This window comes from Xanthomonas rydalmerensis, assembly GCF_033170385.1.
GTDB lineage: Bacteria > Pseudomonadota > Gammaproteobacteria > Xanthomonadales > Xanthomonadaceae > Xanthomonas_A > Xanthomonas_A rydalmerensis.
The window spans coordinates 1,656,544-1,681,148 of record NZ_CP126170.1 but is presented as its reverse complement, the minus strand read 5'-3'; the positions used below and the strand labels follow the sequence as shown (position 1 = coordinate 1,681,148).

Sequence of the window (24,605 nt, the reverse complement as noted above, 5' to 3'; positions counted from 1 at the left end):
GCGGCTCAGCCGGCGGCGCGCCCGGCCTGCTCGGGGGTCAGGGTGTTCAGCGCCAGCGCGTGGATCGCGCCGCCCATCAGGTCGCCCAGGGTGGCGTAGACCATGCGGTGGCGGGCCAGCGGCAGCTTGCCGGCAAAGGCCGCGCTGACCACGGTGGCTTCGAAGTGCACGCCGTCGTCGCCCTGCACCTGCACCTGCGCGTCCGGCAGGCCGGCCTCGATGAGTTTACGGATGGTTTCGGCGTCCACCGGGCTTTCCTCATAAAATGATCGGCCATTCTACCCTCCGACCGGCACCCGCATGGATGTATCGCCCCTGTCTCCCACGACGCCCGACGACGCCGGCCTGGTCGCCAGCGGCCGCCGTGTGGTCGAGATCGAGCAGGCCGCGCTGGCGGCGGTCGGCGCGCGCATCGGCGCCGATTTCGCCGCCGCCTGCCGGCTGATCCTGGGCTCGCGCGGGCGCGTGGTCGCCACCGGCATGGGCAAGTCGGGCCACGTGGCGCGCAAGATCGCCGCCACCCTCGCCTCCACCGGCACCCCGGCGTTCTTCGTGCACCCGGGCGAGGCCGGGCACGGCGACCTGGGCATGATCACCGATGCCGACGTGGTCCTGGCGCTGTCCTACTCCGGCGAATCCGACGAGATCCTGATGCTGCTGCCGGTGCTCAAGCGCCAGGGCAACGCGGTGATCGCGATGACCGGGCGCGCGCAGTCCACGCTGGCGCGCGAGGCCGACCTGCACCTGGACGTCAGCGTGCCGGCCGAGGCCTGCCCGCTGGACCTGGCACCGACCTCCAGCACCACCGCCTCGCTGGCGCTGGGCGACGCGCTGGCGGTGGCGCTACTGGACGCGCGCGGCTTCACCGCCGACGACTTCGCCCGCTCGCACCCGGCCGGCAGCCTCGGCCGCCGCCTGCTGCTGCACATCACCGACGTCATGCACCGCGGCGACGAACTGCCCAAGGTGCGCGAGGACGCCAGCCTCAGCGAGGCGCTGGTGGAGATGAGCCGCAAGCGCCTGGGCATGACCGCGGTGGTCGATGCCGACGACCGCCTGCTCGGGCTGTTCACCGACGGCGACCTGCGCCGCACCCTGGACAGCGCGCTGGACGTGCGCCAGACCCGCATCGCCGAGGTGATGACCCGGCAGCCGCGTACCATCGGCGCCGACCAGCTCGCCGCCGAAGCCGCACGGCTGATGGAGACCCACAAGATCACCGGCCTGATCGTGGTCGATGCAGCCGGCCGCGCGGTCGGCGCACTCAACATTCACGACCTGTTGCGCGCCAGAGTGGTTTAACAGGCTGAACCCGTTCACCGCCCGCCGGCGTCCCCACGCCGCTGGCCCTGGCCGCTGGAAAGCCGGCCTCCCCGCCCCGATATCCCGAACATGCCCTATTCCCCGCTGGCCGACCTCCCCGCCGACCTGATCGACCGCGCCGCCCGGATCCGCCTGGCGTGCTTCGACGTGGACGGCACGCTGACCGACGGCCGCCTGTACTACGACCGCGACGGCAACGAGAGCAAGGCCTTCAACGTGCTCGACGGCCAGGGCCTGGTGCAGTTGCGCCGGCACGGCATCGACGTGGCGCTGATCACCGCCCGGCCCAGCCTGGCGGCGGAGAAGCGCGGCCAGGAGCTGGGCCTGCTGGTGCAGATCGGGGTCAAGGACAAGCGCGCCGGGGTGCAGGCGCTGTGCGACGAGCGCGGCATCGGCCTGGAGCAGGTCTGCTTCATGGGCGACGACCTGCCCGACCTGGCGCCGCTGCGCGTGGTCGGCCTGGCGGTGGCCCCGGCCAACGCCCACCCCTGGACCGCCGAACACGTGCACTGGACCACCCGCGCCCGCGGCGGCGAAGGCGCGGCGCGCGAACTGTGCGACGTGCTGCTGGCCGCGCAGGGCCACGTCCCATCCCTGCTGCAGGAGCATGGCGCATGAACTGGCGCACCACCCTTGGCACGCTGCTGCTGGTCGGGGCGCTGATCAGCGGCTGGTCGGCCTGGAACCAGCGCAGCAAGCCCACCCGCAATCCTTCCGACGAAGCGAGCGTGGACTACATCGCCCGCGACTTCGAGATCGTCAGCCTGGACAAGCAGGGCAAGGAAGCGATGACCCTGCGCGCGCCGCAGATGGAACGCAGCCGCGCCGACCAGACGATGTCGATCGTGACCCCGCTGTTCCTGCTGCCCGACGCCAACGGCCAGCACTGGGAGATGCGCAGCAAGACCGGCTGGGTCAGCGCCGACGGCGACGAACTGCGCCTGCGCGACGACGTCGCCGGCGACAGCCCAAAGGTGCCCAGCATCCCGCCCACCACCTTCCGTACGCAGAGCCTGGACGTCTTCCCGCAGACCAACAGCGCGCGCACCGCCGCCCCGGTCACCATGACCCGGCCCGGTATGATGCAGTCCGGCGTCGGCTTCGAAGTCGACTTGAAATCCCGGCAGTACAAGCTCCTTTCACAGGTCAAGACCCGTTATGAACCGAATGCTGCCCGCTAAGCTCGCCCTGCTCGCCCTGCTGCTGCCGACCCTGGCGCTGGCCAAGTCCACCGACCGCAACCAGCCGATGGACATCAAGTCCGACAACCAGAGCGGCAACATGCTCGACGACAACGGCAAGATCCGTTATTCCGGCAATGTGGTCATTGTCCAGGGCACGCTGGAAATCCATGCCGATACCGCCGACCTGTTTCGCAGCAACGGCGATATCGACCGCGTCGTGCTGACCGGCAAGCAGGCCACGCTGAAGCAGGAGCTGGACGATGGCTCGCCGATGGACGCGGTCGCCGACAACATCGACTACAAGGTGCCGACCGACACGGTGATCCTCACCGGCAACTACCGCATGACCTCGCCCAAGGGCACCAACGCTGGCCAGCGCATGGTCTACAACACCAAGACCGGCGACATGCAGGGCGGCGGTGATGGCAGCCGCGTGCACACGGTGATCCAGCCGAAGAATGCCGCCGCCGCGCCGGCCGGCACGCCTGCGAACGGCGCCAAGCCCGCCGCCAAGCCGGCCGCGACGCCAGCCAAGCCCGCCAAGCCGACCAAGCAAGGAGGCCAGTGATGCTGCTCGCCGAAGGCCTGCGCAAGCGCTACAAGCAGCGCGAAGTGGTGCGCGACTTCGCGCTGACCCTGGAGGCCGGCGAAGTGGTCGGCCTGCTCGGCCCCAACGGTGCCGGCAAGACCACCTGCTTCTACATGATCGTCGGCCTGGTCGATGCCGATGCTGGGCGCATCGTGCTCGACGGCAACGACATCACCGCGCTGCCGATGTACAAGCGCGCCAAGCTCGGCGTCGGCTACCTGCCGCAGGAACCGTCGGTGTTCCGCAAGCTCAGCGTCGCCGACAACATCCGCCTGGTGCTTGAACTGCGCGAGGATCTGGACAACGCCGGACAGGAACGCGAACTGGCGGCGCTGCTGGACGAACTGCAGATCAGCCATGTCGCCGACCAGCTCGGCGCCAGCCTCTCCGGCGGCGAGCGCCGCCGCTGCGAGATCGCCCGCGCGCTGGCGGCCAAGCCGCGGCTGATGCTGCTCGACGAGCCCTTCGCCGGCGTCGACCCGATCTCGGTCGGCGAAATCCAGCGCATCGTCACCCACCTCAAGCAGCGCGGCATCGGCGTGTTGATCACCGACCACAACGTGCGCGAAACCTTGGGAATCTGCGACCGGGCGTATATCCTCAACGAGGGCAGCGTGTTGGCGCAGGGGGCGCCGGAAGCGCTGCTGGCCAACAGCGACGTGCGCCGCGTCTACCTCGGGGAAACCTTCAGGCTCTGACCGCGCACGCGCCGGCTACGCTCCTTCCGCGCTCGGTACAGGCATGAAAGCACGGCTGCAGACATCGCTGGGACAGCACCTGGTCATGACGCCGCAGTTGCGGCAGGCGATCAAGCTGTTGCAGATGTCCAGCGCCGAGCTGGAAGTGGAGATCGCCGAGGCGGTGGAGAGCAATCCGCTGCTGGAATGGTCCGAGGACGCCGCGCCCACCCTGGATGTGACTAGCCACGGCAGCGCCGAGGGCGAGGTCGAGGTCACGCCGCCGGCCGGCGACACCCTGGACGACGTTCCGCAGCACAACGGCGACGAATGGTCCACTGCCGAATCGGCCTGGAGCGGCGGCAGCGGCGGCTCGTTCGATGACGACGACCTGGGCAGCGCGGCCGAACGCGTGGCCGAACCGGACACCTTGATCGACCACCTGCTGTGGCAGTTGCACCTGTCGCCGCTGTCCGCGCGCGACCGCAGCATCGGCGCGGCGCTGATCGACGCGCTCGACGACGATGGTTACCTGCGCGAGCCGCTGACCGCGATCGCCGAGACCCTGCGCCCGGACATCGCCGCCGAAGAGGACGAGATCCTCACCGTGCTGCACCAGATCCAGCGCTTCGACCCGGCCGGCATCGCCGCGCGCAGCCTGGGCGAGTGCCTGACCCTGCAGCTGGACACCCTGCCCGAAGACACACCGGGGCTGGCGCTAGCACGCACCATCGCCACCGGACCGCTGGAACGGCTGCCGCGCAGCGGCGTGGCCGGCCTGGCGCACGAACTCAAGCGCCCGACGGCGGAGGTCGACACCGCGGTCGCGCTGCTGCGCTCACTGGACCCGCGCCCGGGCAAGCGGATCGGCGAGCTGGGCAGCGACACCTACGTGGTGCCCGACTGCGTGGTCTGGCGCCAGCGCGGGGTGTGGCATGCGGCGCTGTCCGCGCACGCCCAGCCCAAGGTCACCATCCACCGCGGCTACGAGCGGCTGATCCGCCAGTGCGGCGAAAGCGACGCCGGCTACCTGCGTGGGCAACTGCAGGAAGCGCGCTGGCTGCTGAAGAGCCTGGAGGCGCGCGGCGAGACCCTGCTCAAGGTGACCCGCTGCCTGCTGAAGCAGCAGGCCGGTTTCCTGGAGTTCGGCGAACAGGCGCTGCGGCCGCTGACCCTGCGCGAGATCGCCGGCGAACTGGGCCTGCACGAGAGCACCATCTCCCGCGCCATCGCCCGCAAATACGTGCGCACCCCGCGCGGCACCATCCCGCTGCGCGCCTTCTTCGCCTCGGGCATCGACACCGACAGCGGCGGCGAGGCCTCCAGCACCGCGATCCAGGCGATGATCCGTCGGCTGATCGACGCGGAGAATCCGCGCAAGCCGCTTTCTGACGCCAAGCTGGCCGACCTGCTGAAAAGTGCCGGCGTCCCTGTAGCGCGCCGCACCGTGGCGAAGTATCGTGAGGCCATGAACATTTCCGCCTCCCACGAACGCGTCCGGATCGGCTAGCGGCGGCGGCAATGGTTCATAGGTGAAACCCGAACCAAGGAGTATCCGATGCGTATCGAGACCTACGGCCAGCAGATCGAAGTCACCCCCGCCCTGCGCGAGTATGTGGAGACCAAGCTGCAACGGCTGAAGCGGCACTACGAGGAAACCATCGAGGTCCGCGCCCAACTGGCGCTGCGCAAGCCCGACCATCACGTCGAGGCCACGGTCAACGTCCCCGGCCGCACCCTGCACGCCGACGCCAGCGCACAGACCATGTACGCGGCGATCGACCTGCTCGCCGACAAGCTGGACCGGCTGATCATCAAGCACAAGGAAAAGAAGCACGACCACCATGCGGCCGAGGTGCGCGACAATCTCGCGTGATCCTCCCCACGTTGCGCCACCATGCCCTTGACCGATCTGATGGCGGCCGTCAGCACCCAGGTGCTTCCGGCCGCCGATCGCGACACCCTGCTGCACACCGCCGCCGGTCTGCTGGCCTGCCAGCAGGCCGGCGCCGATGAACTCTTCGCCAGCCTGCGCGAGCGCGAACAGCTCGGCAGCACCGCCATCGGCCACGGCATCGCCATCCCGCACGGCCGCGCGCCGGACCTGGACGCCCCACGCGGCGCGCTCCTGCGCCTGCACCAGCCGATCGATTTCGACGGCCAGGGCACCCAGGTCGACCTGATCTTCGCCATGGCCGTCCCGGCGCACTACACCCACCAACACCTGATGCTGCTGTCCGAACTGGCCGAGCAGTTCTCCATCGAGGAATTCCGCGACGCCCTGCGCAACGCGCCGGACGCCGCCGCGCTGTATGCGCTGCTCGGCGGCGCGCCACGGGCCGCCGCATGAACACCAGCATCGACGCACGCGAACTGTTCGACCAGCAACGCGACCGCCTGAGCCTGCGCTGGATTGCCGGGCACAAGGGCGAACACCGGGTGCTGGAGGCCGGCAATGCGGTCTCGCGGCGCCCGTCGCTGGCCGGGTATCTCAACACCATCTACCCCAACAAGGTGCAGATCCTCGGCACCGAGGAACTGGCCTGGCTGGACTCGCTGGACGCGCGCCAGCGCTGGGAGACCATCGAGAAGATCGTGCAGGTGCGGCCGCTGGCGCTGGTGGTCACCAAGAACCAGTCGTGCCCGGAAGACCTGCGCGCGGCCGCCGACGAATCCGACACGCCGCTGTGGATCTCGCCCAAGCGCGGCCACGAACTGCTCAATCACCTGTCCTACCACCTGGCACGCACGCTGGCGCCGCGGGTGATCCTGCATGGCGTGTTCATGGAGATCTACTCGATCGGCGTGCTGATCACCGGCGAGGCCGGCTCGGGCAAGAGCGAGCTGGCGCTGGAACTGCTCAGCCGCGGCCACCGCCTGGTCGCCGACGACGCCCCCGAATTCACCCAGATCGCCCCCGACGTGCTCGACGGCACCTGCCCGGAACTGCTGCAGGACCTGCTGGAAGTGCGCGGGCTGGGCGTGCTCAACGTACGCGAGATGTTCGGCGATACGGCTGTAAAGAAGAACAAGTACCTTCGGCTCATCGTGCACCTGACCCGGCCCATGACCGAGCCCACGCCCCACGGCTACGAGCGCCTCACCGGCGATTCCGGTACCCGCCACGTGCTGGACCTGGACGTGCCGCTGATCACCCTGCCGGTGATGCCGGGCCGCAACCTGGCAGTGCTGACCGAGGCGGCCACGCGCCTGCACATCCTGCGCACCAAGGGCATCGACCCGGCGGCGATGTTCATTGCCCGCCACAGCAACCTGCTGGAGCGGCGCAGCCCATGACCGCCGGCGCCAACACCTCCACGCTGGTCATCGTCAGCGGCCTGTCCGGCTCCGGCAAGTCGGTGGCGCTGAAGACCTTTGAGGACCTGGACTACTACTGCGTCGACAACCTGCCGGTGGAACTGCTGCCGGCCTTCATCAAGAGCCTGGTGCGCGAGGATGCCGGCCCCAGCAAGCTGGCGGTGGGCATCGACGTGCGCAGCCGCCACAGCGACCTGAGCCAGCTCTCGCGCTGGCGCGAGGCGGTGGCGCAGTTCGGCCTGGATGCGCGGCTATTGTTCTTCGACGCCAACGACGAGGCGCTGATCAAGCGCTACGCCGACACCCGCCGGCGCCACCCGCTGTCGCGCCAGGGCCTGTCGCTGCCGGAAGCGATCGAGCGCGAGCGTGCCCTGACCGAGCCGCTGCGCGAAGCGGCCGATGCGGTGATCGACACCAGCGCGCTCAACGTGCACCAGCTGCGCCGGCGGGTCACCACCGAGTTCGCGCTGTCCGCCGAGAACACGCTGTCGCTGCTGTTCGAGTCCTTCGCCTACAAGCGCGGCGTCCCGGCCGAAGCGGATTTCGTGTTCGACGCGCGGGTGCTGCCGAATCCGCACTGGGACCCGGAGCTGCGCCCGATGACCGGCCGCGACAGCGGCGTGCGCGAGTACCTGGATGCGCAACCGGACGTGCAGCGCTACACCGCGCAACTGATCGACTTCCTCGACACCTGGCTGCCGCGGCTGCGCAACGACACCCGCAGCTACGTGACCATCGCCTTCGGCTGCACCGGCGGCAAGCACCGCTCGGTGTACCTGGCCGAACGCCTGGCCCGCCATGCCCGCGAACAAGGCTGGCCGGAAGTGGCGACCTTCCATCGCGAGCAGGATTGATCGAAACGCCGGGATTGGGGATTGGGGATTCGGGATTGGCAAACGCGGGGCATTGCTCTGGCTCTTGCGAATCCCCAATCCCAAATTCCCAATCCCCGCTCCCCACAGCCATTCCCTGCGCCCTGCCTGACCTGTTAACGTTCTCCCATGGCCTGTGGCATTCTCCTCATCACCCACCCTGGAATCGGCGCCGCGCTGCTAAGCGTGGCGACCCGGCTGTTGCGGCAGCTGCCGCTGAAAACCGAAGCCTTTGAGGTGCCGTTCGACGCGGACCTCGACACACTGCTGCCGCAGGCGTCGGCCGCGTTGCGGCGGGTGGACGACGGCGATGGCGTGCTGGTGGTGACGGATCTGTACGGGGCCAGCCCGAGCAACCTCGCCGCACGGCTGGCACGCCTGGGCACGCCGGTGCGGCGCGTTTCGGCGTTGAGTCTGCCGATGCTGCTACGGATCATGAATTATCCCGAACAAGGACTGGAGCAGTTGCCCGCGACCGCGGCAGCCGGCTCGCGCAACGGCGTGGTGATCGACGATGCTTGAACGCGAACTGCTGGTCTCCAATCGCCTCGGCCTGCACGCCCGCGCCACTGCCAAGCTGGTGCAGACGCTGTCTTCGTTCCGTTGCAATGCCACGCTGGCGGCCAAGGGCCGCGAGGTCAACGCCAAGAGCATCATGGGCGTGATGCTGCTGGCCGCCGCACAGGGCACGCCGGTGACGGTGCGGGTGGACGGCGCCGACGAAGCCGAGGCACTCAAGGCCGTGGTCGACCTGTTCGAGCGGCGCTTCGACGAGGACAGCTGAGCATGCGCCGCCGGCGGCCGCAGGCAGGGACGCGGTGCCGCCGCACGGGGCACGCGCGGTGAGCGTGCGCATCGCCGGCCATGGCGCCTCGCGCGGCAATGCCCTGGGCCGCGCGCGGGTGCGCCTGCCGCATGCGCTGGAGGTGGCCGAGCAACGCATCGCCGCCGCGCAGATTCCCGAGGAACTCGATCGCCTGCACCGGGCGGTGGACGCCGCGCGCGAGGAGATGCACGGCCTGCGCCAGCGCCTGCACGGCGCCCTGGCCAAGGAGGTCGGCGAATTCCTCGACCTGCACGCGCTGCTGCTCGACGACCCGGAACTGCTGCACGGCCTGGACGAACTGATCCGCACCGGCCGCTACAGCGCCGACTACGCGCTGCGCCTGCAGCGCGACCGCCTGGCGACCGTGTTCGACGACATGGAAGACGCCTACCTGAAGAGCCGCATGGACGATCTGGACCATGTGATCGGGCGGATCCATGCGTTCCTGCAGAAGCGTCAGCCGGACAGCGAAGGCCTGGCCGGCGAGATCCTGGTGTGCGAGAACGTGGCGCCGTCGGAGCTGGCGCAACTGCAGGCGCAGGGCGTGGTCGGCATCGTCACCAGCGCCGGCAGCACCCTGTCGCACAGCGCGATCCTGGCCCGCAGCCTGCACCTGCCGCTGGTGGTCGGTGTCGCCGACGCATTGCAGAAGATCAACGACGGCGACGTGCTGATCATCGACGGCACCCAGGGCGCGGTGCTGGTCGATCCGACCCCGGACGACCTGCGCGACTATCGCAGCCGCGTGCGCGAGCAGGTCAAGCTGCAGCGCAGCCTGGGGAAGCTGCGCTCCAAGCCCAGCCGGACCCGCGACGGCGTGGACATCACCCTGCTGGCCAACGCCGAGTCGCGCGACGACGTCACCCGCGCGCACGCGCTCGGCGCCGACGGCCTGGGCCTGTACCGCACCGAATTCCTGTTCCTGCAGCGCGACGCCCTGCCCGACGAGGAAGAACAGTTCCACACCTACCGCGACGCGGTGCTGGGCATGAGCGGCCGACCGGTGACCATCCGCACGCTGGACCTGGGCGCGGACAAGGCCGATCGCACCGGCCTGACCATGAGCAACGAAGAAAACCCGGCGCTGGGGCTGCGCGGCGTGCGCCTGTCGCTGGCCCGGCCCAAGGTCTCCGATACGCAGTTGCGTGCGCTGCTGCGCGCCTCCGCCTACGGCCCGGTGCGGGTGCTGGTGCCGATGGTCAGCGCGCGCGAGGAACTGCTGGCGATGCGCCGGCATCTCAAGCGTATCGGCGCGCAGTTGCGCCGTGACGGCCATGCCATCGCCGAGCAGGTGCAACTCGGCGCGATGATCGAGGTACCGGCGGCGGCGCTCGCCCTGGACACCTTCATCGACGTCATCGACTTCCTGTCGATCGGCACCAACGACCTGGTGCAGTACCTGCTCGCCGCCGACCGCAACAACGAGGCGGTGGCCGAGTTGTATTCGCCGCTGCATCCGGCGGTGCTGCGGCTGATCGCGCAAGTGATCGCCACCGGCCAGGCCCACGGCAAGCCGGTGGCGGTGTGCGGCGAGATCGCCGGCGACCCGGCGCTGACCCCCATGCTGCTGGCGCTGGGACTGCGCGAGTTCAGCCTGCATCCGGCGACGATGCTGGAAGTGCGCCAGGTGATCCGCGACAGCGACCTGCAGTCCCTGCGCCAACGCGGCGCCAAACTGCTGCAGGCGCGCGACCGCAAGGGCATCGAGCGCTGGTTGGCGTGAGAGCCGGGATCGGGGAGTCGGGATTGGGGATTGGGATGAAGCCGTTCGGCTGCGGAACGCGGGGATTCGATTGAAGGATGCCGGTTGCGGCATCCTGCGCCGCGCGCTTCGATGAAAAAATCGCCAACCCTCTGGGCAGCAACCGCACGGTTCCGACAGCGCCTGCCCCGCCGCTTTTTTGTGGCAGGGGCTTCAGCCCCGCCCACAGAGGAGCGCAGCGCCTCACGCTCGCGCAGAAGCATCGACTCCCCAATCCCGCCTCCCCAATCCCGGCCTTCCACTGTGCTTCCCGCAACATGCAGGCGATAATGTTGGGATGAACATCTGACCGACCGCGTTTCTCCGGAGCGCGGCCTCTACCGAAGGGAGCAGCGCATGGCCGACGCCGTCCGCCACGACAAGACCGCGCGGCAGCTGCGCATGCTGTCCGATGCGCTGGACAGCGGGCGCCTGGGTCCGGTGCGGCGACTGGTCAATACGCTGGCGCCGGCCGAGATCGGCAACCTGCTGGAGTCGCTGCCGCCGGGCAAGCGCGAGGTGGTGTGGGGCCTGGTCGATCCGGAAGACGACGGCGAGGTGTTGGTCCACGTCGGCGAGGAAGTGCGCGAGAGCCTGCTCGCGGACATGGACCCGGACGAAATCGTCGCCGCGGTCGAAGACCTGGACATCGACGACCTCGCCAACCTGGTCGAGGACCTGCCGGACACGGTCATCGACGAAGTGCTCAAGTCGATGGACCGCGAGAACCGCGAGCGGCTGGAGCAGGTGCTGTCGTATCCCGAGGACAGCGCCGGCCGTCTGATGAACCCGGACGTGGTCACCGTGCGCGCCGACGTCAACGTCGACGTGGTGCTGCGCTACCTGCGCCTGCGCGGCGAACTGCCGGACCACACCGACCACCTGTTCGTGGTCAGCCGTCGCCACCAGTACCTGGGGCGGGTGTCGCTGGCGGCGCTGGTGACCCACGAGGACTCCACCCCGATCAACCGGCTGATCGACGACGAGCAGCCGGCCATCGACGTTGGCGAAGGCGCCGACGAGGTCGCGCGGCAGTTCTCCGACCACGACTGGATCTCCGCGCCGGTGGTGGACGACAACAACATTCTGCTCGGCCGCATCACCATCGACGACGTGGTCGACATCATCCGCGATCAGGCCGAGCACCAGGCGATGAGCGCCGCCGGTCTGGACGAGGACGAAGACCTGTTCAGCCCGGTGCGGCGCGCGTTCCGGCGCCGCCTGATCTGGCTGACGATCAACCTGGGCACCGCCTTCATCGCCTCCAGCGTGGTCAGCCAGTTCGAGGGCACCATCGCCAAACTGGTGGCGCTGGCCGCGTTGATGCCGATCGTGGCCGGCATGGGCGGCAACGCCGGCACCCAGGTGCTGGCGCTGATGGTGCGCGGCCTGGCGCTGGGCCAGATCGGCGCGTCCAACGTCGGCGTGCTGCTGCGCAAGGAGCTGACGGTGGCGCTGATCAACGGCCTGTCTCTGGGCATCGGCCTGGGCCTGATCGTGCTGCTGTGGTTCAAGCAGCCGCTGCTGTCGCTGGTGATCGGTTCGGCGCTGACCATCAACCTGCTCACCGCCGCCCTCGGCGGCGTGCTGGTGCCGTTGACGCTCAAGCGCCTGGGCTTCGATCCGGCGCTGGCCGGCGGAGTGATCCTGACCACGCTGACCGACGTGATGGGCTTCCTCAGCTTCCTCGGCCTGGCCACCCTGGTCCTGCTGTAGGGCGTGTCCGTGCGGCGGGGGCGGTTCCGCCGGCCCGCCGTGCGACACAGCAACGGTGATCCGCGCGGCGCAGATCCCGCCATCCGCCCGGTACGCGGCAGGCCTGTCGCACCAGCACGCGCCGCGGCCGGCGGCTGACTGGCGCATGTCCGCTCCCCCTGCCCGGGTTGTGGTGGAGACGCCCAGCCCACGATACTGCGGCCTTCCCATCCGAGGGCCGGCCATGTCGATGCGTTCGTTGCTGCTTCTGCTGTGCCTGTCGATGGTCGGATGCAGCAGCTTGCCCAGCGACCCGGCCACTGGCCACTTCGTCAGCCGCCAGCTCACCCTCGACGGGCGCGTCTACCGCTACCAGGTGTTCGTGCCGGCGCCGGCGCATCGCCAGGGCCCAGTGCCGGTGGTGCTGTTCCTGCACGGGTCGGGCGAGCGCGGCGACGATGGCCGCGACCAGACCACGGCCGGGCTGGGTCCGTACCTGCGCCGCCACCTTGCCGATTTCCCGGCCCTGGTGGTGATGCCGCAGGCGCCCGACGGCGAAGAATGGAACGGCGCCAACGCGACCATGGCACTGCAGGCACTGGACGACAGCAGCGCCGAGTTCAACGGCGACCCGCAGCGCACCTACCTCACCGGCATGTCCATGGGAGGCTACGGCACCTGGGAAATCGCCTTGAAGCAGCCGCAACGCTTCGCCGCGCTGGTGCCGATCTGCGGCGCGATCCTGTCCCCGCACGAGGACCGCGAGTACCTGGTGGTGACGCCGGTGGCGTATCTGGCCGATCCCTACAGCGCCCTGGCGCAGCGCCTGCGGCACGTGCCGGTCTGGATCTTCCATGGCGCCCAGGACGACGTGGTGCTGCCGCACGACGACCGCAAGATCGTCCGTGCCTTCAAGAACCTCGACGCCGACGTGCGCTACACCGAGTACCCGCAGGGCAACCACAACGCCTGGGACGCCACCTATCGCGATCCGAAGATGTGGCAGTGGCTGTTCGCGCAGAAGCGCAGCGACACCGGCAACGAGACCACCGCCGACAAGTAAGCCGTTTCCAGGAAAGGCTGCGCGATCGGGTAGCAAGCATGCGCTTACGGCGTTTTGCCCTCAGTCCTACGCCGCATCCTTGTGGGAGGGATTTCAGTCCCGACGTCTGACCCCAACCGCGTCGGGACTGAAGTCCCTCCCACAAAAAAACCCGTGGCGCTCGGCATGCGACGCGGCGCGCGGCCAACGCCAGGCTGTGCAAGCCAGGCTGCATCGACGCCAGGCTCAGCGTTCGCCGACAGGGGCGTCCACGGCGATTGGCGCCAACGCGTCGTCGCTGCCTGCGCAGCACCCCACCAAACCGCGTACAGTCCGCGCTTTCGTGCACAGGTTAGGCATGGCCACCGCCCTTTCCTCATCGCAGTCCGTTTTCCACGCCCACCTGCGCGGCCTGGACCCGAGCGCCGCGGCGATCGCCGGCGCGGCGATTCCACCGCTGCTGGTGCCGGCACGCGACGACCCCGCGGCACTGCAGCTCAGCGACAGCGGACGCTGGCTGTTGCAGGTGCTGGATGCGCTGGATGCCGTGGACCACGCCACCCAGGCCACCGGCCTGTCCGCCGACGCGCTGCGCCGCGACCAGAAGTTCGCGCCGCCCGGGCGGCCCTCGCTGCACTTGGTGCAGTTGCGCCAGCAGCAGGCAGCCGCGCAGCAGGCCCTGCGCCGCGCCAATCAGGCGCTGGCCCAAGCCGCCACCGGCTTCGTGCGCAGCGCCGGGCTGACGCCGCCGCCACGGATCGGGCCGGTGGCGTTCGTGCAAGGATGGATTGCGCGCCATCTGGGATAGCCGCACCGCAGTGCGACGCGTGTCTGGCGTCCCTTGGGCGGCGCACCGAGGATGAAGCGGGCGAACGTCAAGGAGATCTCGCATCGCGCCATTCGGAATCAGCCACGATCGCGGCTGGCAAAGGACGATGCCAGCCACTCGCCTACCGGCATGCGACGCGCGTTGGCCGCGCGTGCCGAGGACGCGGCCGTCCGTTCCGCGGCATGCGGGGCGCGCCGACCGCACTGCGTCGCGTCGCGTCGCGTCACATAGCGTCGCGAGGCCGATGTGCGAACACGCCACGCCGTGCGCGTCTACGCAAGCTAAACCGCGAGCGCCAGGCCGCTCACACGGGCCAGGGTTGCGCCTGCCCCGCTGCTATCCTGCACGCCCCTCGGACTCCGCTGCCCGACGCCCCATGCCCGTGCCCTCCCTCACTGCCTTCCCCTGCCCCACTCCCGCGGCACCTTCGCGCATGCGCCTTCGCGCCCACGCCAAGGCAGCGGCGGCATGAGCATGCCCGGCGCGAACACGGCGAATGTCGCCACCTGGGGCATCTGCGCGCTGGCCACCGCCGGGGTGATCACGCGGCCGTTCAAGCTGCCGGAGGCGTGCTGGGCGGTCGGTGGGGCGCTGCTGCTGATGGCGCTGGGGCTGATGCCCGGCGGCGAGGCCTGGCAAGCGGTACTGAAGGGCCTGGACGTCTATCTGTTCCTGATCGGCATGATGCTGCTGTCGGAAACCGCACGCGCCGAAGGCCTGTTCGACTGGGTGGCGATGCATGCGGTGAACCTGGCCAAGGGTTCGACCCAGCGCCTGTTCGCGCTGGTGTTCGGCGTCGGCATCGTGGTCACCGCGTTCCTGTCCAACGACGCCACCGCGGTTGTGCTGACCCCGGCGGTGTACGCGGCCGCACGCAAGGCCGGGGCCAAGCCGCTGCCGCTGCTGTTCGCCTGCGCGCTGATCGCCAACGCCGCCAGCTTCGTGCTGCCGATCTCCAACCCCGCCAACTTGGTGCTGTACGGCGGGAAGATGCCAACGCTCGGCGCGTGGATGGCCGCGTTCGCGCTGCCGTCGCTGCTGGCGATCGGCGTGACCTTCGTGATGCTGCGCTGGGCCGAACGCAAGGACCTGACCGGCCGCTGCGCCGCGCGCGTGGACACGGTGCCGCTGACCCGCGGCGGCACCTTCGCCCTGGTCGGCATCCTCGCCACGGCGGTGCTGTTGGTCGGCGTCTCCGCGCTCGGCCTGGACCTCGGCCTGCCGACCTGCCTGGCCGGCCTGGCCACCCTCGGCGTGGTCTGCCTGGGCGGCCGGCAGTCGCCGCTGCCGATGGCCAAGGCGGTGTCGTGGTCGGTGCTGCCGCTGGTGGCCGGGCTGTTCGTGCTGGTGGAAGCACTGTCGCGCACCGGCGTGATCGGCCTGCTCGCGCGCACCCTGGCCGACGCCGCTGCGCACTCGCCGCAGGCCACCGCTGGCATCGCCGGCACGCTGCTGGCGTTCGGCTCCAACCTGATGAACAACCTGCCGGCCGGCCTGATCGCCAGCACCACCGTCGCCCAGGCGCAACCGCCGCAGTTGGTGGTGGACGCGCTGCTGATCGGCGTGGACCTGGGCCCGAACCTGTCGATCACCGGCTCGCTGGCGACCATCCTGTGGCTGACCGCGATCCGCCGCGAAGGCGAGGACGTGGGCTTCTGGCGCTTCCTCAAGGTCGGCGCACTGGTGATGCCGCCGGCGCTGCTGTGCGCGCTGGGCGCGCGCCTGCTGCTGGGCTGAGTGGCGCGCGCCCACGTCGTGGACTGCCCTGGCGCCAAGCCCCGGAACGGTCGCCCAGGCACTGACCTGCAGCGACCACGGGTTGGACCCGGCGGCCTCTACCGCAACGCGTCGCGGCTGAAGCCGCTCCTACGACAACCCCGACAGTTCGCCGAAATTCCCCTGTAGGAGCGGCTTCAGCCGCGACAGGCGGCCGCGGACGCCTGCGACGGTTGCTCCCACCACAGGAGAAACAAGCGCCGCCTCTCCGGCAGCACGCAGCCCGTGTAGTAAGAGCGGCTTCAGCCGCGACAAGCATTCCAGGTAAAGCCCGTCGCGGCTGAAGCCGCTCCTACGAGGATGTCACGACGTCTCCGGTTCGGTCGCGGCAAAGCGCGTTACTCCGTCGCGACGCGCGCGTCGTCCGGTCGTCGCAAGCTGCCGGGACCGACATCCCTCGAACGATGGCTTGGCGCCCTGACGGCTAGCGCCCCCTACCCCGCGCGCAACCGCCGCGCCACGCCACTGACCAGTGCGATGACCGCAGTCAGCGCCGCCATCGACAGGAACTGCGCGCGGGTGTCCGGCGAGGCCACCAGCAGGCCGAAGATCAGCGCCAGGATCGCCAGCGCCAGCACGGTGAGCACCGGATAGCCGCGCATGCGGAACGGCAGGCGGGTGCCGGCGCGGTCGGCGCGCGCGCGCAGGATCAACTGCGACAGCAGCGAGATCGTCCACACCAACAGGCAGGTGGCGCCGACGATGTTCAGCAGCACCGGCAGCACCCGGTTGGGATACAGCAACTCCAGCACCGCGGCGACGAAGCCGAACAGCACGCTGGCCAGCACCGCCAGCCACGGCACCTGTTGGCGACTGGACGCGGCCAGTGCGCGCGGCGCTTCGCCGCGCTGGGCCAGCGAGAAGATCATCCGCGAGGCGCCGTACAGATTGGCGTTGAGCGCCGACAGCAGCGCGATCACCGCGATCAGGGTGATGCCGGTGGCGGCGCCGGGGATGTTGGCCACCTGCAGCACCGCCGCGAACGGCGAACTCAGCGCCTGGCTCTGCCATGGCACCACCGCGATGATCACGCTCAGCGAGCCGATGTAGAACACCAGGATGCGCCAAGCGACGGTGCGGATGGCGCGGGCGATGCTGCGCTCCGGGTCGGCGGTCTCGGCCGCGGCCACCGCCACGATCTCGGTGCCGCCGAACGCGAACACCACCACCAGCAGCGCGGCGCCGATGCCGGCCATGCCCTTCGGCGCGAAGCCGCCGTTGCCGGTGACGTTGGACAGGCCCGGCGAGGCCACCCCGGGCAACCAGCCGGCCAGCAAGGCCACGCCGACCAGGATGAAGCCGACGATCGCCGCCACCTTGAGGATGGCGAACCAGAATTCGAACTCGCCGAAGTTGCGCACGCCCAGCAGGTTGATCGCAGTGAACGCGGCCATGAACGCGATCGCGGCCAGCGGCACCGGCAAGCCCGGCCACACCGTCGCCAGCAGGCCGGCGGCACCCACCGCCTCGGCTGCGATCACGATCACCAGTTGCAGCCACCACAGCCAGCCCACGGTGGCGCCGGCGGTCGGCCCCATCGCGTCGGCGGCGTACACCGAGAACGCGCCGCTGGCCGGCTTGGCCGCCGCCATCTCGCCCAGCGCGTTCATCACGATGATCACCAGCGCGCCGGCGACCAGGTAGGAAATCAGCACCGCCGGCCCCGCGGCGTGCACGCCGACGCCGGAACCCAGGAACAGGCCGGCGCCGATCGCGCTGCCCAATCCCATCATGATCAGTTGCCGCGGTTTCAGCGCATGGCGCAAGGCGGGTGCGGCGGCGGGCGGGACAGGCGCGGACGGATGCGGCATCGGCTCGGTCGGGTGCGGAAAACGCGACACGATACAGGCTGACGGCGGCGGCGTGCGGCTGCGCCCGTGTTTGGCCGCCCGGGAGCGCGGATCGGCCCGCCGCCGCGGAATGGCTGCTGCAACGCAGCGCGGATCCGCGCACGCGGCCGCGATGGGAGACCGCCCGCTGCGTGCGGGCGAACACGGTCCCGGCATTACGGCTTGCCCGGCAACACGCCAGCGCCAACCAGGCTGCGGAAAGTACGGAATCACCTTACATCCGAAGCAACGGCGAATTTCTCGGATCTCTCTGATTTTGCATATTGACAGCGATACTAACGTCAGAAATACTGAACTCGACGCCAGCAAAGTCTCCTATCTCCGCACCTGCCGATGAGGGCGCACACGCGGAGCCAGGAGGACGGCAGGCGACGACGGACCGGGAGACGGCCCGTTGCGGGCGCTCCGGCCGGAAAGGACCACGGCTGCCGCTCGTCCCATGGCGTACAGGTCCGTACATCCAGACAAGGAGAGACACCATGATCAAACCGCTACTGACGCTGACGATGCTGGCGGCCGCGCTGGCCGTGCCCTGCCTGCAGGCCGCCGAGCGCGCACCGCTGAACGCCGCCGATGCCATCCAGGGCATGGGCGAACGCCTGCCCATCGGCAAGCAGAACGTCAGCCTGTCGCCGCTGTTCAAGGTCTACACGTTCGAGAAGGCCGGCCTGCGTTTCGTGCAGATCAACTCGTTGAAGGACGAGGTCATCACCGTGCTCACCGCCACGCCGGGCACCGAGGCACGGCTGCCGATCGGCACAGCCGCCGAGGAGCAGATGATCGCGGTCAACGATGCGAAGAACCAGCCGCTGGGCATGGTCACCGCCGCGGCGAGCTGCCCGTGCAACGCCACGGTGGTCTACCGCGACGCCAACACCACCATCGTGGTGGTCTACGGCTCCAACGGCGAGTACATCACCTCGTACGTGATCAAGAGCCCGCAGACCAAGCCGCCGCAGTAAGCGCCAGCTGTGCGTCGCGGCCGCAGCCGGCGGCCGCTGGCCGCTGGTACCCGAATCGGGCCACGTCGCCGATCGCCCGATCGCCAAACGTAGGCGGCCGCCTTCCAAAGAAGGCGGCCGCGCAAGCGCAACAGCAGTCCGGGTCCCGGACCGTTGCGACTTAGAACTCCTGCCAATCCTTGTCCAGCGCCACCGCCGCCGCGAACGACGGCGCGCGTCGTGCCGGGGCAGCCGCTGCCGCTGCCGCTGCCGCAGCCAGCGGGCGCGGGCTGCGCGTGGCCACAGGCGCCACGCTCCTGCCGCGTAGCGACTGCACTGGCGACGGCACTGCCACGGGCGCGCCCTCCAGTTTGAACAGCGCCACCGCCTGGGTCAGCTCCACCGATTGCTGCTCCATCGAACGTGCGGCCGCCGTGGCTTCTTCCACCAGCGCCGCGTTCTGCTGCGTGCTCTCGTCCATCTGCGTCACGGTCTGGTTGACCTGTTCGATGCCGGCGGACTGTTCCTGCGACGCGGCCGAGATCTCGCCCATGATGTCGGTGACGCGCTGCACCGATGCGACGATCTCCTGCATGGTGCTGCCGGCCTGGTCGACCAGCGCCGAGCCTTCGGCGACGCGGCTCACCGAGTCGTCGATCAGGCCCTTGATCTCCTTGGCGGCATTGGCCGAGCGCTGCGCAAGGGTGCGCACTTCGCTTGCGACCACGGCAAAGCCGCGGCCCTGCTCGCCCGCACGTGCCGCTTCCACTGCGGCGTTGAGCGCCAGGATATTGGTCTGGAAGGCGATACCGTCGATCACGCCGATGATGTCGGCGATCTTCTTCGACGACGCTTCGATGCCGCTCATGGTGGCGACCACCTGACCCACCACCGCCCCGCCCTGCGAAGCGACCGACGCCGCGCCGCTGGCGAGCTGGTTGGCCTGGCGCGCATGCTCGGCGTTCTGCCTGACGGTGGAGGTCAACTCTTCCATCGACGCCGCGGTTTCCTCCAGGCTGGCGGCCTGCTGCTCGGTGCGGCGCGACAGGTCGTCGTTGCCGGTGGCGATCTCGCTGGCGGCAGCATTGATGCTGATGGCGGCGTTCTGGATGCGGCCGACGATGCCGGTCAGCTGGTCGGCGGTGGCGTTGGCGTCGTCGCGCATGGTCGCAAACACGCCATGGAACTCGCCGTCCATGCGCGCGGTCAGGTCGCCCGCGGCAATGGCCTGCAGCAACGCCGACAGCTTGCCCAAGTTGCGGTCACTGACCTCCATCATCGCGTTGAGGTCCTGCACCATCAGCCGGAAGTCGTACTGGAAGTGCGCGGCATCGCCACGGGCGCTGAAGTCGCCGGCGGCGGCAGCGGCGGCCAGGCGCTTGATCTCGGTGTTGATCGCCAGCAGGCTGGCCTTGGCCGCGTCCATCGATTCGTGCAGCACCGCACGGCTGCCGGGCAGGCGCCGGGCGTCGCGGCGCAGGTCGCCGTTAGCGTATTGGTTGAGGATCTCGACCGCCTCGACGATGGCGTCCAGGTGCTCGAACATCATGGTGTTGATGCCCTTGCTCAGCTCGCCATAGACGCCGGGGAAGTCCTGCGGCATGCGGTGACTGATGTCCTTGTCGGCGTGCAACTCGATCATCAGCGTGGTTTCGCGGGAGAAGCGCTGCAGCTGGTGCTGCATGCGGCCCATCGCCAGCAGCAGGCGGCCGGGCTCGTCGCGCGCATCGGTGACCACGTCGTTGTCCAGGCGGCCGTCGGCGATGGCCTCGGCGGCGCGGGTGGCGCGGGCCAGCGGCACGGTGAGGCTGCGGGTGATCATCCACGCCAGCAGGCTGCTGACCAGCACCACGGCCAAGCCGCCGGCGATGAGCATCGCGCGCCCACGCGCCATCGCGGCCGTCGCGTCCGCGTAGGCTTCGCTGCTGCGCGTGGCCTGCAGATCGGCATAGCTGGCGATGGCGTCCTGCCATTTCTGCGTCAGCGGCGCGGACTCGGCCATCAGCAGGGCCAGCGCCTGGTCCGACTTGTCGTGCATGCCCAGATCCATGACCCGGTTGTTGACGTCCACGGTCATCTGCCGGGCGCGATCGACCTCTTCCAGCACGGCCTGGCTCTGCGCACCGCTGGGAATGGCGCCCGCCCGCTTGCGTGCCTCCTGGTAGCGCGCGCGTTGCTCGGCCACGATCTTGGAGAAGCGGACGTTGTCCTCTTGCGAGGTCGGCAACACGATGTTGCGGACATTGATGGCCACGACCGAACTGGCGTTGAGCATGTCGCTGGACGCGCGGATGGCGGCGATGTTGCGGTTGACGATGCCGTCCAGTCGCTCGCGCGCCTGGAACAGGGTCAGCAGCCCGGCGACGACCAGCGCCGAGGACAACAGGATAAGGATGCCGAATGCGGTGGCGAGCCGGGCGCCAACGTTGTAGCGCTGAAGGAATGCAATCATGGAAGAGGCCTGTTTGGGGGAATGGCTGGGGCAATGGAGCGGCCGGGACCACGCGCACCGACCAGCCGCCGGTGCGTGCGCCCGAATGGAACCGGGATGAAGAGAGCGTGAAAAAGCGTTTTGAATCAAACGCTTGATGACGCGTCCCGCTCAATGTGCGGGCGGTGTAACGGCTTCCCGCGGAGAGACTTGAGAGGCGATTGCGGAGAATTTATTGAACAGCCTCAGGCAGATGACGGATGTGTCGAAGGCGCATTCGCGCAGCGGCCGGATCGGCCGTTTTGCGTGAAAGATGCGTGCATGCAGGGTTACAAATGCCGGCATGGCACTTGCTTGCGATGAAAGGGCGAGAGGTGGAAAAACTTTCCGTTGGCCGCGGTGCGCGGCATGCCAAACGCGCGCGACGCCGACAAGAAGTGCGATCGCAGTCGCGTCGCAGCATCGACAGGAAGAGATGGGGCATGCAATGACGCGCGGATACGGTCGTGCAAGCGGCACATGCCCCTTTGCACGAAAGCGCACGCACGCGGCAGCGGCGAACATGACGCAGGTCAGCAACACGCTATGCGGCGATACGTACGCGTGAGCGTGGCGGTGTTGAGGGCGGCACACGGTGCCGCGCGCACGTGGGGTGCGGCTTTCTCAGGAGCGCAGGCGCCGCGCCCCTGCAGGCACGGCATCATCGACTGCAACAGCAAACGCCTGGATCAGCGCGCCGTGGCGCCGGCAGCAGCGTGGCTGCCGGCCGTGTGGAGCGGGCGGCGCGTTGCGCCACGCCGCCCGATGCAGCACAACCTCTGGATCAGAACTCCTGCCAATCCTTGTCCGAAGCCAACGCCAGCGCCGCGGCGGGCTGCGCCGCACGCCGCGCCGGTGCGGCATTCGCCACCACCGGACGGACACTGCGCTTGCCTGCGGGTGCCGCGTTGGCGTGATGACGCGGTGCGTGCACCAACGGCGCGGCCGCCGAGGCGTCCAGCTTGAACAGCGCCACCGCCTGGCTCAGTTCCACCGCCTGCTGCTCCATCGAACGCGCCGCCGCACTGGCCTCTTCCACCAAGGCCGCGTTCTGCTGCGTGCTCTCGTCCATCTGCGTCACGGTCTGGTTGACCTGTTCGATGCCGGCCGACTGCTCCTGCGACGCAGCCGAGATCTCGCCCATGATGTCGGTGACGCGCTGCACCGAGGTCACGATCTCGGTCATGGTCTTGCCGGCCTGATCGACCAGGGCCGAGCCTTCGGCCACACGGCTCACCGAGTCGTCGATCAGGCTCTTGATCTCCTTGGCGGCACTGGCCGAGCGCTGCGCCAAGGTGCGCACCTCGCTGGCGACCACGGCGAAACCGCGGCCCTGGTCGCCGGCACGCGCCGCTTCCACCGCCGCGTTGAGCGCGAGGATGTTGGTCTGGAAGGCGATGCCGTCGATCACAGAGATGATGTCGCCGATCTTCTTCGAGGAGGCTTCGATGCCGCTCATGGTGGTCACCACCTCACCGACCACGCTGCCGCCCTGCGCGGCGACCGAGGCCGCGCCGGCCGCCAGCTGATTGGCCTGGCGCGCGTGCTCGGCGTTCTGGCGGACGGTGGAGGTCAGCTCCTCCATCGAGGCGGCGGTCTCTTCCAGGCTGGCGGCCTGCTGCTCGGTGCGGCGCGACAGGTCGTCGTTGCCGGCGGCGATCTCGGTGGCCGCGGCATTGATCGACACCGCCGAGTGCTTGATGCGGCCGACGATGCCGGCCAGTTGTTCGGCGGTGGCATTGGCGTCGTCGCGCATCTGTGCGAACACGCCGCGGAAATCGCCGTGCATGCGTGCGGTCAGGTCGCCTGCGGCGATCGCCTGCAGCAGCGTGGACAGCGCCTGCAAGTTGCCGTCGGCGGTGGCCATCAGTTGGTTCAGGCTCTCCACCATCACCCGGAAGTCGTACTGGAAGCGCTCGGCGTCGCCACGCGCGCTGAAGTCGCCGTCGGCGGCCGAGGTGGCCAGTTGCTTGATCTGCCCGTTCATCGCCGACAGGTTGGCCTTGACCTCGTCCATGGTCTGGCTCAACACCGCTTCCTCGCCGGGCAGGCGGTCCATGTCCTGCGACAGGTCGCCGATCGCATAGCGGCCCATGATCTGCGCAAGGCGCGTCTTGACCGCCAGGTGCGAGGCCACCAGCGCATTGGTCTCGGCCGCCATGCGCCCGTAGTCGCCGGGGAACGCCTCTGCGTCGATGCGATGGCTGACTTCGCCGGCGTCGTGGCGCTTGGCCATCTCCAGTTGCGCACCGATCAGGTTACTGACCTGCTGCTGCATGCCCTGCATCGCGACCAGCAGGCGGCCGGTCTCGTCGCGGGCGTCGGTGCGCACGTCGTTGTCCAGCTTGCCGCTGGCGATGGCCTCGGCGACGCGGGTGGCGCGGGTCAGCGGCAGGGTCAGGCTGCGGGTGATCAGCCAGGCCAGCAGGCCGCTGACGAGCACCACGATGGCGCCGCCTGCGATCAACAAGGCACGGCCGCGATCCATGGCTGCTTCGGCGCTCGCATATGCCTGAGCGCCCTGTTCGCGCTGCCGGTTCGCATAGACGTTGAGCGCCTCCTGCCATCGCTGGGTGGCCGGCGCGGCCTGGGCAATCAGCACCTTCAGCGCCTCGGCGTCCTTGTCCTGCATGCCCAGATCCAGCACCTCCTGGTTGGCGACCCGCGTCCGCGCGTAGGCATCGTCGATCGCCTTGCGCATCTGCGCGCCGACAGCATTGGTGACCGGAATCGCGTAGAGCTTGTCGTGGATCTCGCCGTAGTAGCGGCGCTGCTCGTCGACGACCTTGGCGAAGCGCTCGTTCTCCTCACGCGTGGTTGGCAGCACGATGTTGCGCAGATTGATCGCGATCAACGCGCTGGCGTTGCGCATTTCGCCGGTGTAATCGAGGATCTGCATGCGCCGATTGACGATGGTATCCATCATGTCGCGTGACTGTTTCAACGTCAGCAGGCCGGCGCCGACGAGGGCGCAGGACAGCAGGATAAGGACGCCGAAGGCGGACGCGAGCCGCGTCCCGACGTTGTAGCGCTGCAGGAAACCGATCATGGATGGGGTACCGAGTGAGAATGGGGGGAGCCCCGCGTCACGACCTGGGATCGCGCACGACACTGCCAGGCGGAAGGCCTGGGACGCGATGCGACGGAGAAGAAGACGAAGACACTTCCAGCACCGACCGCCTCGGGGATGTCACGTGCGGGGACTCGCTTTATGTAGCGGCGGCCGCCCGCGATTCTTGATGCGTAACTGAGCACACTTTTTGAAGCCCCTCAGCATCGTGACCGCGGCGTGTACGGCAGCACCCGCAGTCGCTCAATAGCGTCAAATCCATGTGAAACAATCTACCCATAGCGCTCCCAGGCTAAGAGCGCAGCGCCGAACGCACCGTTTTGGGGCTTTCGCGCCGCAGCCTATAAATGCCGCAAACGGCACACATTGTGTGACGGATATATAACAGGACCACGACTGCCT

22 protein-coding genes are annotated in these 24,605 nt (G+C 69.0%); 18 read left to right on the top strand and 4 right to left on the bottom strand.

Annotated features, from left to right (window positions below; translation table 11 throughout):
* Positions 1-5 precede the first annotated feature (5 nt).
* Entirely contained in the window at positions 6-248 is a 243-nt protein-coding gene (locus QN245_RS06890) for a BolA family protein (RefSeq protein ID WP_160970872.1), read from the bottom strand.
* Positions 249-300: 52 nt separating this feature from the next.
* Between QN245_RS06890 and QN245_RS06885 the strand changes: the two genes are divergently transcribed.
* The 17 genes from QN245_RS06885 to QN245_RS06805 all read left to right on the top strand — a co-directional run bounded on the left by QN245_RS06885 (position 301) and on the right by QN245_RS06805 (position 15,833).
* A complete protein-coding gene (locus QN245_RS06885; RefSeq protein WP_317844906.1) occupies positions 301-1,302 on the top strand; it encodes a KpsF/GutQ family sugar-phosphate isomerase in 1,002 nt (333 codons plus the stop codon).
* Between the two features lie 90 nt (positions 1,303-1,392).
* Positions 1,393-1,941, top strand: coding sequence for a KdsC family phosphatase (locus QN245_RS06880; protein WP_017910666.1), 549 nt, complete (start codon positions 1,393-1,395; stop codon positions 1,939-1,941).
* Positions 1,938-2,504, top strand: a complete 567-nt coding sequence (gene lptC, locus QN245_RS06875; RefSeq protein WP_184446842.1) for an LPS export ABC transporter periplasmic protein LptC — start codon at positions 1,938-1,940, stop codon at positions 2,502-2,504. The genes QN245_RS06880 and lptC overlap by 4 nt, the downstream gene beginning before the upstream one ends.
* The gene (gene lptA, locus QN245_RS06870; protein WP_317844905.1) at positions 2,482-3,075 is read left to right on the top strand and encodes a lipopolysaccharide transport periplasmic protein LptA; all 594 of its coding nucleotides are present in this window, start codon (positions 2,482-2,484) and stop codon (positions 3,073-3,075) included. Before lptC ends, lptA begins: the two co-directional genes overlap by 23 nt.
* Positions 3,075-3,794 (top strand): LPS export ABC transporter ATP-binding protein, encoded by a 720-nt coding sequence (gene lptB, locus QN245_RS06865; protein WP_160970880.1) that lies wholly within the window; start codon positions 3,075-3,077, stop codon positions 3,792-3,794. Before lptA ends, lptB begins: the two co-directional genes overlap by 1 nt.
* A 43-nt stretch (positions 3,795-3,837) precedes the next feature.
* Positions 3,838-5,283, top strand: coding sequence for an RNA polymerase factor sigma-54 (locus QN245_RS06860; protein ID WP_317844904.1), 1,446 nt, complete (start codon positions 3,838-3,840; stop codon positions 5,281-5,283).
* Between the two features lie 48 nt (positions 5,284-5,331).
* Positions 5,332-5,649, top strand: a complete 318-nt coding sequence (hpf, locus tag QN245_RS06855; RefSeq protein ID WP_010344105.1) for a ribosome hibernation-promoting factor, HPF/YfiA family — start codon at positions 5,332-5,334, stop codon at positions 5,647-5,649.
* Positions 5,650-5,670: 21 nt separating this feature from the next.
* Positions 5,671-6,123, top strand: a complete 453-nt coding sequence (locus QN245_RS06850) for a PTS sugar transporter subunit IIA (protein WP_160970884.1) — start codon at positions 5,671-5,673, stop codon at positions 6,121-6,123.
* Positions 6,120-7,070 (top strand): HPr(Ser) kinase/phosphatase, encoded by a 951-nt coding sequence (gene hprK, locus QN245_RS06845; RefSeq protein ID WP_160970886.1) that lies wholly within the window; start codon positions 6,120-6,122, stop codon positions 7,068-7,070. Before QN245_RS06850 ends, hprK begins: the two co-directional genes overlap by 4 nt.
* Positions 7,067-7,945: an RNase adapter RapZ gene (rapZ, locus tag QN245_RS06840; RefSeq protein WP_317844903.1), complete on the top strand. Its 879-nt coding sequence runs from the start codon at positions 7,067-7,069 to the stop codon at positions 7,943-7,945. The genes hprK and rapZ overlap by 4 nt, the downstream gene beginning before the upstream one ends.
* 147 nt (positions 7,946-8,092) lie before the next feature.
* On the top strand, positions 8,093-8,485 hold the full coding sequence (locus QN245_RS06835; RefSeq protein ID WP_317844902.1) for a PTS sugar transporter subunit IIA: 393 nt from the start codon (positions 8,093-8,095) through the stop codon (positions 8,483-8,485).
* Positions 8,478-8,747, top strand: a complete 270-nt coding sequence (locus tag QN245_RS06830) for an HPr family phosphocarrier protein (RefSeq protein ID WP_010344110.1) — start codon at positions 8,478-8,480, stop codon at positions 8,745-8,747. Before QN245_RS06835 ends, QN245_RS06830 begins: the two co-directional genes overlap by 8 nt.
* 58 nt (positions 8,748-8,805) lie before the next feature.
* Entirely contained in the window at positions 8,806-10,512 is a 1,707-nt protein-coding gene (gene ptsP, locus QN245_RS06825; RefSeq protein WP_317844901.1) for a phosphoenolpyruvate--protein phosphotransferase, read from the top strand.
* A gap of 375 nt (positions 10,513-10,887) precedes the next feature.
* The gene (gene mgtE / locus QN245_RS06820; RefSeq protein WP_160970894.1) at positions 10,888-12,246 is read left to right on the top strand and encodes a magnesium transporter; all 1,359 of its coding nucleotides are present in this window, start codon (positions 10,888-10,890) and stop codon (positions 12,244-12,246) included.
* 223 nt (positions 12,247-12,469) lie between these two features.
* Entirely contained in the window at positions 12,470-13,288 is an 819-nt protein-coding gene (locus QN245_RS06815) for a carboxylesterase family protein (RefSeq protein WP_160970896.1), read from the top strand.
* Between the two features lie 337 nt (positions 13,289-13,625).
* Positions 13,626-14,075 (top strand): hypothetical protein, encoded by a 450-nt coding sequence (locus QN245_RS06810; RefSeq protein WP_317844900.1) that lies wholly within the window; start codon positions 13,626-13,628, stop codon positions 14,073-14,075.
* 489 nt (positions 14,076-14,564) lie between these two features.
* Positions 14,565-15,833, top strand: a complete 1,269-nt coding sequence (locus QN245_RS06805; RefSeq protein WP_317844899.1) for an arsenic transporter — start codon at positions 14,565-14,567, stop codon at positions 15,831-15,833.
* 473 nt (positions 15,834-16,306) lie between these two features.
* Here the strand turns inward: QN245_RS06805 and QN245_RS06800 are convergent, their stop codons facing one another.
* Positions 16,307-17,683: an amino acid permease gene (locus tag QN245_RS06800; RefSeq protein WP_317844898.1), complete on the bottom strand. Its 1,377-nt coding sequence runs from the start codon at positions 17,681-17,683 to the stop codon at positions 16,307-16,309.
* Positions 17,684-18,201: 518 nt separating this feature from the next.
* Between QN245_RS06800 and QN245_RS06795 the strand changes: the two genes are divergently transcribed.
* The gene (locus QN245_RS06795) at positions 18,202-18,684 is read left to right on the top strand and encodes a hypothetical protein (protein WP_160970778.1); all 483 of its coding nucleotides are present in this window, start codon (positions 18,202-18,204) and stop codon (positions 18,682-18,684) included.
* A 160-nt stretch (positions 18,685-18,844) separates the two neighbouring features.
* Here QN245_RS06795 and QN245_RS06790 read toward each other — a convergent pair whose 3' ends face one another.
* Positions 18,845-21,115, bottom strand: coding sequence for a methyl-accepting chemotaxis protein (locus QN245_RS06790; RefSeq protein WP_317844897.1), 2,271 nt, complete (start codon positions 21,113-21,115; stop codon positions 18,845-18,847).
* An 802-nt stretch (positions 21,116-21,917) separates the two neighbouring features.
* Positions 21,918-24,182, bottom strand: coding sequence for a methyl-accepting chemotaxis protein (locus QN245_RS06785; RefSeq protein ID WP_317844896.1), 2,265 nt, complete (start codon positions 24,180-24,182; stop codon positions 21,918-21,920).
* Between the last annotated feature and the right edge of the window lie 423 nt (positions 24,183-24,605).

Coding starts and splice junctions, on each gene's coding strand:
- QN245_RS06880 (WP_017910666.1), top strand. CDS start 1,393: ATGCCCTATTCCCCGCTGGCCGACCTCCCCGCCGACCTGATCGACCGC.
- lptC (WP_184446842.1), top strand. CDS start 1,938: ATGAACTGGCGCACCACCCTTGGCACGCTGCTGCTGGTCGGGGCGCTG.
- QN245_RS06790 (WP_317844897.1), bottom strand. CDS start 21,115: ATGATTGCATTCCTTCAGCGCTACAACGTTGGCGCCCGGCTCGCCACC.
- QN245_RS06785 (WP_317844896.1), bottom strand. CDS start 24,182: ATGATCGGTTTCCTGCAGCGCTACAACGTCGGGACGCGGCTCGCGTCC.
- lptB (WP_160970880.1), top strand. CDS start 3,075: ATGCTGCTCGCCGAAGGCCTGCGCAAGCGCTACAAGCAGCGCGAAGTG.
- QN245_RS06860 (WP_317844904.1), top strand. CDS start 3,838: ATGAAAGCACGGCTGCAGACATCGCTGGGACAGCACCTGGTCATGACG.
- QN245_RS06835 (WP_317844902.1), top strand. CDS start 8,093: ATGGCCTGTGGCATTCTCCTCATCACCCACCCTGGAATCGGCGCCGCG.
- hpf (WP_010344105.1), top strand. CDS start 5,332: ATGCGTATCGAGACCTACGGCCAGCAGATCGAAGTCACCCCCGCCCTG.
- mgtE (WP_160970894.1), top strand. CDS start 10,888: ATGGCCGACGCCGTCCGCCACGACAAGACCGCGCGGCAGCTGCGCATG.
- hprK (WP_160970886.1), top strand. CDS start 6,120: ATGAACACCAGCATCGACGCACGCGAACTGTTCGACCAGCAACGCGAC.
- QN245_RS06805 (WP_317844899.1), top strand. CDS start 14,565: ATGAGCATGCCCGGCGCGAACACGGCGAATGTCGCCACCTGGGGCATC.
- QN245_RS06795 (WP_160970778.1), top strand. CDS start 18,202: ATGATCAAACCGCTACTGACGCTGACGATGCTGGCGGCCGCGCTGGCC.
- rapZ (WP_317844903.1), top strand. CDS start 7,067: ATGACCGCCGGCGCCAACACCTCCACGCTGGTCATCGTCAGCGGCCTG.
- QN245_RS06800 (WP_317844898.1), bottom strand. CDS start 17,683: ATGCCGCATCCGTCCGCGCCTGTCCCGCCCGCCGCCGCACCCGCCTTG.
- QN245_RS06830 (WP_010344110.1), top strand. CDS start 8,478: ATGCTTGAACGCGAACTGCTGGTCTCCAATCGCCTCGGCCTGCACGCC.
- lptA (WP_317844905.1), top strand. CDS start 2,482: ATGAACCGAATGCTGCCCGCTAAGCTCGCCCTGCTCGCCCTGCTGCTG.
- QN245_RS06815 (WP_160970896.1), top strand. CDS start 12,470: ATGTCGATGCGTTCGTTGCTGCTTCTGCTGTGCCTGTCGATGGTCGGA.
- QN245_RS06850 (WP_160970884.1), top strand. CDS start 5,671: ATGCCCTTGACCGATCTGATGGCGGCCGTCAGCACCCAGGTGCTTCCG.
- QN245_RS06885 (WP_317844906.1), top strand. CDS start 301: ATGGATGTATCGCCCCTGTCTCCCACGACGCCCGACGACGCCGGCCTG.
- QN245_RS06810 (WP_317844900.1), top strand. CDS start 13,626: ATGGCCACCGCCCTTTCCTCATCGCAGTCCGTTTTCCACGCCCACCTG.